Genomic DNA, 9813 nt, shown 5'->3' with positions numbered 1-9813 from the left:
AGCAACATAACAAAAAAATTAAGCACGCCCGCTGCGCGGGCTGGGACGCAAACATGTGGGCTGCTCACTTCGTTCGGATTTTAGCCCACATGCCTGCGCCCCTTATTTAAAAGTTATACGTCAGGGAGACAGCATGCGCTTTACTCTTTTATTGCTTCTGGTCATTTCATTTTACTCAAATGCTAGTGACGAGATTACAATTCATATAGGTGAGACGAGTTACTCTATAAACGACTCAGATAAAATGCTAACTAATACTGAACTAGAAATTGAATTGTCGAAAATAGACTTTTCTTCAGTCACTTTAGACATAGATTATTGCGCAGAACCGTCATTAATTGCAGAAGCTTACTCAGCAATTGCAAACAGCAAACCGTCAGTATCCAACATTCAACTGAAAGCAGGCGGTAGCTCTGAAGAAACTAAGTGTAAAAACGTATAACAAAAAAATTAAGTCACTCACTTCGTTCGCTGGGACGCATACACGCGGGGCGGCTTCGCCATTATGCCCCACATGCCTGCGCCCCTTATTTAAAAGTTAGGTGCTCTCAGAATGTTTAACTTTCATGGAATGAAGTGGCCAAAATCGAAAGAGTTTGTTCAGTCTGAACGGGCTGTTGGTGAGTTAAAGGTTTTAAATTTTTCTTTGGGTGTGCCACTAATTATTCTAACTTTTCTTCTCAAACAACCAGATTTAGCATTACCGGTAATTGGTAACTTTAAGTTTCTAATTTTCTTTTGTGGCCTCCTATTTTTATTAGCCAGTTGGATGGAGGACTATCCCACATTTTCTCTAGTTGCTGCGCTTGCATCTTGTTTTGTCACGATCGGCTTCACCTTATTTTGTATACTTAAATTCACCCTGGTTCACGGTTTTACATCTTCAACCTCAGTATCTTGTTTTTTTATTATTTATGCTGGTATCGTTTCATTTATGGTCGTTCGGGCGTTTAAAGCTCACCGCACCTAACAAACGCATTAACACTCGCTGCGCTCGCTAGGGACAAAAACACGTAGGCTCCCTGCGCTTCGCTTGGTTATTTTAGCCTACGTATTTTTGCCCGTTATGCGGGCCGTTAGGTGCTTATGGGTAATAAGACAGATTCTGGACCTTATATAAATACTATTACAAACTCTCATTGGCTTCTGCTCCTGTTCGTTGCTACTTTTGTTGCTTCGTTTTATTGGCAAATGCCATCTATTTTTGTTTACTTTGTTGGCTCTATTATCGGTATTTACTGTTGTGCTATTCACTCGATTGCTTGGCGCTACAAAAATGAATTTATACGCTTATTTCTGTTTTTCATACCTGCTATAGTCTTCGTCAGTAAATATGGGCTTTATGGGCTTCAAACATTACTGTGGGGGTTTATTCTGGCAATGGCTATATGGACAGTTTTCCGTAAAAAAGCATTGCACTACGTGGTTGGCCGCACCTAACAACCCAATAAACTCGCTCACTTCGTTCGCTGGGACGCATACACGCAGGGCGGCTTCGCCATTATGCCCTACATGTCTGCGCCCGTTATTGAAAAGTTATGTGCAAGGATGAACATGAATAACATCGTCAATTTTCCAACCAAAGCAGTTCAAGAGTGGAACAGCTTTGAAAAAACTCTTACGAATATATTAGCGGAAAGCGAAGCATCATTAGAGATGACCGATATAGTTATATCACGCATGAAAGATGCGTTTGATGATTATCAGTTTAATTATAATCTATCACTTCAAATACCGAGCGAAGTGGCGGAGCACGTTAAGCATGAAATGACAGGTTTTACTAGCTACTTGACAGAGAAATTTGGGAAACTCCTTCTCCAAAGAGTAATACTAGAAATAAAACTTGCAAAAGAACAAGGTTATTAATGGTTGCACATAACAACCTAATCAACACACTCACTACGTTCGCTGGGACGCATACACGCGGGGCGGCTTCGCCATTATGCCCCACATGTCTGCGCCCGTTATTGAAAAGTTATAAGGCTAGAAGGATGTTCAGACACATACTAATCTGTAGTTTCCAGTCTTCTCTATTTGTCACATTAAGTTTGACTATTTTAAGCTTGCCATATGGCAGTGCAGCCTTCATCTTTGGAGCTTTAGCATTTCCCATTGCATTTGTTATGGGCTCAATATTAGCTTATCCACTCATAAAGCTATGGCTTAAAAACGCTTGGTCAAGTAAGTTTAGTTTTCTAGTATTTTTTTGTATTGGATTAATTCTTGGTTGCGCAACACCAATCGTATTGTTTAGCAAAAACTTGGCATCAATAGACATTCAATCATTTTTGTTTTTAAGTATTTATGGTGGGCTAGGTGTGGTCGGTTCTTTGTGGTCTTGGCATTATGTTCGTAGAAACATCGCCTTATAACAAAACGCTCAAGCCACTCCCTCCGGTCGCTGGGACGCATTTACGCGGGGCGGCTTCGCCATTATGCCCCACGTACCTGCGCCCCTTAGCTTAATGTTATACGTCAAAAGGAATTAAATGACTCAAGATACAGAGCTTGATCAAAAGTTTAATGAAACCGTTGATAGCTTTATGGAAGCGGCAGTGTCAAAAGAAGAGGAGCTTTCTGTCCCGCAGGTTAGTTCTTCTTTTCTCTATACGTCAGCTTGTTACTCGGCGCGTTATTTCGCAATAAAATCGGAAAAGGAAAAAATATCTTTGGAAGAATTTGTTAGAGAACACTTGGAGTTTTTTGAGTCAGCACTCAGAAACGGAATTGAGTATTACACAACAGATGACGATGACGTATAACAATCCGCTGTAGTCGGTCGCAAGCTCCCTGGGACAATATCACGTGGGCTCAGTCGCTTCGCTCCAAATTTTAGCCCACGTGTTATTGCCCCTAAGCGGGGTGTTATGTTTCATGGAGGAATTTTGGATAATCAATTAAAAAATAAAACTTTGAAAAGTATTCTTTCTTCGATAGAGAATCCAGAAAAACACGCATTAAAACTAAAAAGGAAAAGTTTGCTTTTGACTGGTATATCATGGCTTGGGCTTATGATTGTTTTCTTGTTGCACTTCCAAGGTTCTACTGGATTGTACTTATTGGCAATATCAGCTTTTTCTGGAATTGCTTATGGTTTTGTAATCTACCTAGATTCTGCACGTAAGCAATGGCAATTCATAATTCCACATATTGATATCGAGTCGGTTAAAAAGGAAGTTTTGAGTGACGAAACATAACAAGCAAATTAAGTCACTCACTCCGTTCGCTGGGACGCAAACATGTGGGCTGCTCACTTCGTTCGGATTTTAGCCCACATGCCTGCGCCCCTTATTGGAAAGTTATAAGGCGTCAGCTTAAACTGCGTTTGGCTTTATGAAAATCCCAGTAAAACTACACTCACCTGTTTTCAATTGCATCGCTCTGGCTTGTGGCAGGTTTAAATCCGCCGCTTTCAATTCAAAGGTGGTGTAATAGGCGCTTTACCTTCTAGTTCTTATTTTCAGCCAGCAAGCGCCATTACACTTGGTAGCTCAGATGGCGGCTAGCTTCTGTCAAATCAAAACCTTCACTGCACCGTCGTTTTGCTTGTTTGTGTTAGCAATCAATCGTATGCTGGCTTCATTAGTTTTTAAAAAGACCAAAGGAACTGGCTCTGCTTATAACAAGGCGCTTAAGACCACTCCCTTCGGTCGCTCGGACGCATTTACGCGGGGCGGCTTCGCCATTATGCCCCACGCAACTGCGCCGCTTAGCTTAATGTTATGCGCTTTACTGTTTGCAACCAAAGTTTGTCGTAAAAGCGCTCTATGAAAGCATTAGGAGTTTAAGTGAAGGAAAACTTTTTTAAGAGACCTCTGAAGTATGCTTTTATCGGAACAGTTGTTTTGATGATATTCGTGACTCTTAGGTTATGGGTTGGCGAGACTGTAGGCAGTGACCATGAAGTAGCACTTCGTTACATACTTGCATGGCCAGTTTCGTTCGTTGTCGTTTATTTATTGTTGCTAATCTATCTTTATTTTAACCCCGATGCCGACAAACCTAGGAAGTAAACTATGACAACGGAACATATCTCCACTTATAAACACACGCATAACAACTCAATAAACTCGCTCACTTCGTTCGCTGGGACGCATACACGCAGGGCGGCTTCGCCATTATGCCCTACGTGCCTGCGCCCGTTATTGAAAAGTTAGGTGAACAGGGAAATCTTTTGATTCATAGATTTTTAATAATTTTTGTAGCGCTCTTTTTATCGTCGGCATGCACAACTGGGAAACTGTATTACACCGAAACTTCAGGCAAGAGAGTGTTAGCCTGTGATGTAGAATTTGTTGGATTACCCAGCGTAGACAAATTTGCAGTCGAGTACGCATTAAGCCTTTGCGCAAAAAGCTCTACCCAAAAAGGTCATACAATCGATTCAGATCAACAATATCTACTTACCCTAGACCTCAAAATACCAGAGGCAAAATGCGGAGAGGCATGGGATCACGAATCAGCCAAAGCTCAATACAGAACCGGCAATTTGTCCAAAAAAGAATATGGGTATATTGTTGCTAACATAGATTTGGGCTTGGCGGTCGTAAATGAGTGTTCACCTAACAATCTGCTGTAGTCGCTCGCAGGCTCGCTGGGACGCAAACACATGGGCTGCGTCGCTTCGCTCCTAAATTTTAGCCCATGTGTTTCCGCCCCTAAGCAGGGCGTTAGGTTTCTCCGCGGGAAACATCGAATTCGAGGATTTTAGATCATGGATTATGAAGCGAAGCTACGACTTGCTCACAAAGAGTTAAATGATAAAGGCGTTTGGAAGTCGAACTACAATCCACCAATTGTAAAGTGGCTACGTAAACTTGGAATGTGTTTTCCGCCACCTTATTACCAAAGTTATTTTGCAAACGTTATGCTTTGTGTGACTTTCTTTGCTCCTGTATGGGGAATCTTCCAATGGTTTCTTGTGTGGAACGAGCTAGGTAAACCAGTTTTAGAAGCCGTTTTCATCTCGTTACTTGCTGGCACTTTGTTTGGCTTTATTATAGCAACCTTCTACTACATTAGACGTAAGCAATTAAATCTAACAGATTGGGGTTCATTGAGAGAATAAGCCCAAAACCTAACAAACTGTTCAAGAGGGATTCGCAACGCGTGGCATTTTCATCATGCGTTGGTTTTAGTGTTTAAGGCGGTATGCGGCGACTTCGGTATTGCGTTGCTCCCCCCTTAACAGGGCGTTATGTGTCTAGGAGAGATGGGCATCTTTGAAGTCTTTATGTTGGCGTATTTGCCCATTGGTACACTTTTATTAAATAAGTGGCGAAAACGTATTTATTATTCAAATGGCAAGCGAAAAGGTCTATATCTATTAGTCTCAATTGCGATGGCTGCATTGCCATTCATTTACGTTAGTAGCATTCAAGAAGAGCGTTCAGCTTTAGGTGTTGTGCTTGCTGGCACTGGCTTATTCTGGTTCGCTATTGTTGGTTCTCGTAGTTCAGCCACATAACAAACGCATAAACTCTCGCTGCGCTCGCTAGGGACAAAAACACGTAGGCTCCCTTCGCTTCGCTCGGTATTATAGCCTACGTATTTTTGCCCGTTATGCGGGTGTTAGTACCCTCGGAGCAGGAAGCTTGAAAGTAAAACCATCCAAAAAGCTATATCTAAAAATGCTAAGAAGTCTTTTGATAATTAGCGTTCTATTCGGTCTTACTGCATATGTCTGGTCAACTTCAGTTTATGAATGTATTTCTATATTTTCATCGGACTTTTGCGGCTCTATTGGCCAAGCAGAACTGATTTATCCACTTTTTGCTCTAGATGTGCTGCTAGCTTTTTATTTACTTTCGCCATTTTTTACCTATTTCAGCTATCGTGAAATAATCAAAAATAGGAATAAAATTAAATAATGTTGCTAGGTAGTATTGGGTTTACGGGTACTAACAACTCAATAAACTCGCTCACTTCGTTCGCTGGGACGCATACACGCAGGGCGGCTTCGCCATTATGCCCTACGTTCCTGCGCCCGTTATTGGAAAGTTAGCTGCCAAGGAGGTAGGTTTGGCAATAGATAGAGATGCATGGATTTTTGGTTTAGCCGTTGCGGCGATTGCTGTTTTATTTAGTCTTACTTCACTAGCTAAACAAGGAAGTATTGCAGCGTATTTCTTGGTGTTTTTCTTGTGTGGCATTCCTGCTGGTGTTGGTTTCTTTATTGGGCAGCGCACACACAAAAAATCCTTAAAAATTCAGCACATTTTGGTTGCTGCTTTTATTACGTACTTCATTACCGACAATACTGTAAAGCTTATCGGCCTCACTCAAGAGTATTGGTATCTTACTTTTGCCGTATTGTTTATATTATCAGGGCTTGTTAGTTGGCGTTCACCAAAAATGTTTAACAAAAGTGGCAGCTAACAAAAAAATTAAGTCACTCACTTCGTTCGCTGGGACGCATACACGCGAGGCGGCTTCGCCATTATGCCCCACATGCCTGCGCCCCTTATTTAAAAGTTATATGCCAAAGGTACTTTTGTGTTTCCAATCTTCTTTTTGATTTCATTTCTTCTTGGAAATTTCATAGGTTTTCGAATTGTTCTCCACCTACTCAAAGTGGCTGAAAATGTAAACAAGCGCAGTATGTTACTTACTGGTTTATTTCTAATAACGCAGGCTTTTTCAGCTTCAATTACCTATTTGACGGGTTTAGTAGAGCCAGCATCAGTTGTAATATCGATAGTGTTGTTTTCGTTCATTTTAAAGCGCTTTATGGTTTTGAAACTATGGCAAGTTATTTTGTTCCCCATCGGCGTATCATTAGTTTCTGGGCTTATATTGGCTATCTTGCTAATGTCTACAGTACAATTATGGGGTGGTTCAAGGGTTTAATCAGCATGTCATTTAACAACCCAATCAACACACTCACTTCATTCGCTGGGACGCATACACGCGGGGCGGCTTCGCCAGTATGCCCCACTTGTCTGCGCCCGTTATTGGAAAGTTAGGCGCCAGTATTCAACTCTGAGGAAATTATATGTCTGAGCAGTTATTTCAAGCACTTATGAGTCCTAAAGCGACTGTTGGTATGGTCTGCCTTCTTTTGATACTAGCTGGAATAATGTCTATTAAACAGATGAAGAGTAATAGCCCTCTTGCTCCTTACGTTCTGCAAATATTGGGGCTAACTTTCATTCTTCCTATAGTGGTACTACTGACAACAATAATTGAAGTAGATGGTCAAGCGCTTATGGGATTGCTGGGCACAATTGTTGGATATATATTTGGAACATCGAAAACTCAAACGGATAAACCAAGGATACTTGTCAAACAAAGTAAAGACGACAGCAATGACGCCTAACAAACGCATTAACACTCGCTGCGCTCGCTAGGGACAAAAACACGTAGGCTCCCTGCGCTTCGCTTGGTATTGTAGCCTACATATTTTTGCCTGTTATGCGGGCCGTTATGTGGCAAGGAGAAATGATGGAAAAGTTTCTTTCTGAAGAAAAAAGGGATTCGATCAAACTTTTATTCGACGCCTTTAAACATCTTACTACACTAAGTTCAGGCTCGATTGTTCTATTAGCGGCATTTTTAAAAAACATACCCAATACAGGTTGCGGCAAGTACTTCGCTATTGGAGCAGTTCTCTTTCTATTGCTATCCGTTTTACTGTCTGTAGCCGTTTTAATTTTAATCCCCAAAGTCTTAGCAGAAGACGGCTTAAGAGATGAAAGAGTTAAAAACCCATTTATGTATTCCGCTGTCTTTTCCGCAGCATTTTTTATATTCGGCATTATTTCATTGGCTATTTTCATCATAAACAATCTAGGAAGTTTTTAGATGCCACATAACAAAAAAATTAAGTCGCCTGCTAGCGCAGGCTGGGACGCTAACACGCAGGGCCGCTACGCTATTATGCCCTACGCGTTATCGCCCCTTATTTAAAAGTTATATGCCAGTAAATATATTTGAGATCCTATGAAAGAGAAAGATCACTTTAAAAAGCTAAGGAGCATAATTTATTCTCTTCTTCCTGCTTTGATTCTACTTTCTTTCTTTTTGGAGAAAGAACTTATCAAGAGTCTATTTTTCTTAGTCTTTGGAATATGGGCATGTTCTTTTGGCTTCTCCTTTTTTAATCAAGCTAAGACTAAAAAACAATCACCGAAATATTCAGCACTATACTTAGTTTCTTTTATCTACTTTATTTTGGGTATCGGAGCTTTAAATGCCTTAGCGGTAGGTACTTTTTTTTAAAAATGGCATATAACAACAAAATTAAGTCACTCACTTCGTTCGCTGGGACGCATACATGCGGGGCGGCTTCGCCATTATGCCCCACACGCCTTCGCCCCTTATTTAAAAGTTATGTGCCAAGAGGATAATATGGAATACAGTCCTTTATTAGAAGTTCAAGATCAGACTTTGGTCATCACTCAGTCCACTTTATCCGAGTTAAAAAGTTTTAAGGATAGCGAGTTGTTTGCTGAACTGCCCGGTAGTGTTCCAAACGAAAAACGGCTATTAACTAAACTGTTAGACTCAATTTTAGACACACTCATTAATGGCCTTTTGCAAAATCCATCAAGACTTTGGGTCATGGAAACGTTTTTGCCAGTATTAGAAATCATGCAAATGCAAGACACTGAGGCGAAAGAACACTTTGGGGACCATTTAGAGATAATTATGGATATCCTAAATATAGAAAGCTCAGATGGCTTATTGAGCTACTATTTGTAAGGATGTATCGGGTGGCACATAACAAAAAAATCATGTCGCCCGCAGGCGGGCTGGGACACAAACAGGCAGGCGGCTTCGCCATTATAGCCTACCTGTTTGTGTCCCATATTTAGGCGTTATGAACCATAAGGAAATATTATGAAAAAGGAAATTTTAATATCTTGTCTTTCGCTGTTGTCAGCTAATTCATATGCAGCTAAAAATGACGCGGCTGAGTTAGCCGTTAAGTTTCAACACACTGTCAATCAAGGTAATTATGCAGAAGCCATTCGTTACTGGGAACCTTCTAAGCAAGATGAAATGTCGTTAAACGGCGGAAAACTTATTGGTACATTGTTTTCTGGCATAAGTTTACAAAAAGACACGCTCGATACGCGCTGCAGTAACGAAAGTTGTATGGTTTCGGCTCAATACACAGATGACTCTGGTAAAACACGTAAAATTACTTATACATTCGTCATGGATGGAAATTTGTTTCTGAGCAATATTCAAACTACTGGTTCATAACAAACCACTATAGCCGCTCGCAGGCTCGCTGGGGCGTTGTATGCCTAAGGGACTCATGTGACTACTATCTATTTTATAGTTGGTTTTACTTGTCTACACTTGGTCTTAGCATTTGTTAATGCTATTGGTATCAGAGGAGCGTTTTTTAAACAACAAAGCTCCATGACCCTTTGCTTAATAATTAATTGGCTAACCCCTATCGTCGGACCAACCATTACATATTTTATTGTTAGAAGTTCTTTTTCTAACACGTCGCCCGGCACACCCGTTGCAGATCAATCCGGAAGTAACGGACTATACACGGGGGCAGAAGGACGAAGCGATGATTGATTTTTATGCCCATTGGTTTAGCTATTTTGAAACGGCATATAACAACCCAATCAACACACTCACTTCGTTCGCTGGGACGCAGACATGCGGGGCGGCTTCGCCATTATGCCCCACATGTCTGCGCCCGTTATTGGAAAGTTATGCACCTACGGACACATTGAATGGACTCAGACATTGAATTAAATATCAGCTTTAGATTCTTTTCGCTTACAGAAGAATTATCCAACGAAATCAAATCAAGCCTTAAAGCCTCATCTTGTAGACCTAATAAAA

General features: G+C 41.0%; 15 protein-coding genes. All 15 read left to right on the top strand.

What is annotated here, in order from left to right; all coding sequences use genetic code 11:
- The first annotated feature begins 133 nt into the window (after positions 1–133).
- A complete protein-coding gene (locus AWH61_RS07575) occupies positions 134–442 on the top strand; it encodes a hypothetical protein (RefSeq protein ID WP_075176691.1) in 309 nt (102 codons plus the stop codon).
- A 111-nt stretch (positions 443–553) separates the two neighbouring features.
- Complete coding sequence (locus AWH61_RS07570) at positions 554–970, top strand: hypothetical protein (RefSeq protein WP_075176690.1); 417 nt, start codon at positions 554–556, stop codon at positions 968–970.
- A gap of 116 nt (positions 971–1086) precedes the next feature.
- Entirely contained in the window at positions 1087–1440 is a 354-nt protein-coding gene (locus tag AWH61_RS07565) for a hypothetical protein (RefSeq protein WP_075176689.1), read from the top strand.
- 114 nt (positions 1441–1554) lie between these two features.
- Entirely contained in the window at positions 1555–1866 is a 312-nt protein-coding gene (locus AWH61_RS20125; RefSeq protein WP_075176688.1) for a hypothetical protein, read from the top strand.
- A 623-nt stretch (positions 1867–2489) separates the two neighbouring features.
- Positions 2490–2762 carry a DUF3144 domain-containing protein gene (locus tag AWH61_RS07550; protein ID WP_075176686.1) on the top strand — a complete coding sequence of 91 codons (273 nt, stop codon included), beginning with the start codon at positions 2490–2492 and terminating at the stop codon, positions 2760–2762.
- A gap of 123 nt (positions 2763–2885) precedes the next feature.
- Complete coding sequence (locus tag AWH61_RS07545; protein ID WP_139308977.1) at positions 2886–3197, top strand: hypothetical protein; 312 nt, start codon at positions 2886–2888, stop codon at positions 3195–3197.
- A gap of 1073 nt (positions 3198–4270) precedes the next feature.
- The gene (locus AWH61_RS07530; protein WP_249922617.1) at positions 4271–4579 is read left to right on the top strand and encodes a hypothetical protein; all 309 of its coding nucleotides are present in this window, start codon (positions 4271–4273) and stop codon (positions 4577–4579) included.
- A gap of 135 nt (positions 4580–4714) precedes the next feature.
- Positions 4715–5068, top strand: coding sequence for a DUF6404 family protein (locus AWH61_RS07525; protein ID WP_075176682.1), 354 nt, complete (start codon positions 4715–4717; stop codon positions 5066–5068).
- 129 nt (positions 5069–5197) lie between these two features.
- Positions 5198–5467, top strand: coding sequence for a hypothetical protein (locus AWH61_RS07515; RefSeq protein ID WP_212667573.1), 270 nt, complete (start codon positions 5198–5200; stop codon positions 5465–5467).
- A gap of 554 nt (positions 5468–6021) precedes the next feature.
- Positions 6022–6378: a hypothetical protein gene (locus tag AWH61_RS07510; protein WP_139308976.1), complete on the top strand. Its 357-nt coding sequence runs from the start codon at positions 6022–6024 to the stop codon at positions 6376–6378.
- Between the two features lie 616 nt (positions 6379–6994).
- Positions 6995–7318, top strand: coding sequence for a hypothetical protein (locus tag AWH61_RS07500; protein WP_075176678.1), 324 nt, complete (start codon positions 6995–6997; stop codon positions 7316–7318).
- Between the two features lie 125 nt (positions 7319–7443).
- A complete protein-coding gene (locus AWH61_RS07495; RefSeq protein ID WP_075176677.1) occupies positions 7444–7803 on the top strand; it encodes a hypothetical protein in 360 nt (119 codons plus the stop codon).
- Positions 7804–7941: 138 nt separating this feature from the next.
- Positions 7942–8220, top strand: coding sequence for a hypothetical protein (locus AWH61_RS20120; protein ID WP_075176676.1), 279 nt, complete (start codon positions 7942–7944; stop codon positions 8218–8220).
- A gap of 129 nt (positions 8221–8349) precedes the next feature.
- On the top strand, positions 8350–8703 hold the full coding sequence (locus AWH61_RS07485; protein WP_075176693.1) for a DUF4844 domain-containing protein: 354 nt from the start codon (positions 8350–8352) through the stop codon (positions 8701–8703).
- A gap of 138 nt (positions 8704–8841) precedes the next feature.
- Complete coding sequence (locus tag AWH61_RS07480; RefSeq protein WP_075176675.1) at positions 8842–9210, top strand: hypothetical protein; 369 nt, start codon at positions 8842–8844, stop codon at positions 9208–9210.
- Positions 9211–9813 lie beyond the last annotated feature (603 nt).

This window comes from Alteromonas sp. W12, assembly GCF_001924945.1.
In the GTDB taxonomy this organism is placed as follows: Bacteria; Pseudomonadota; Gammaproteobacteria; order Enterobacterales; family Alteromonadaceae; genus Alteromonas; species Alteromonas macleodii.
Note: the sequence above shows the minus strand (reverse complement) of the source record. Positions and strands in the feature narration are given on the sequence as shown.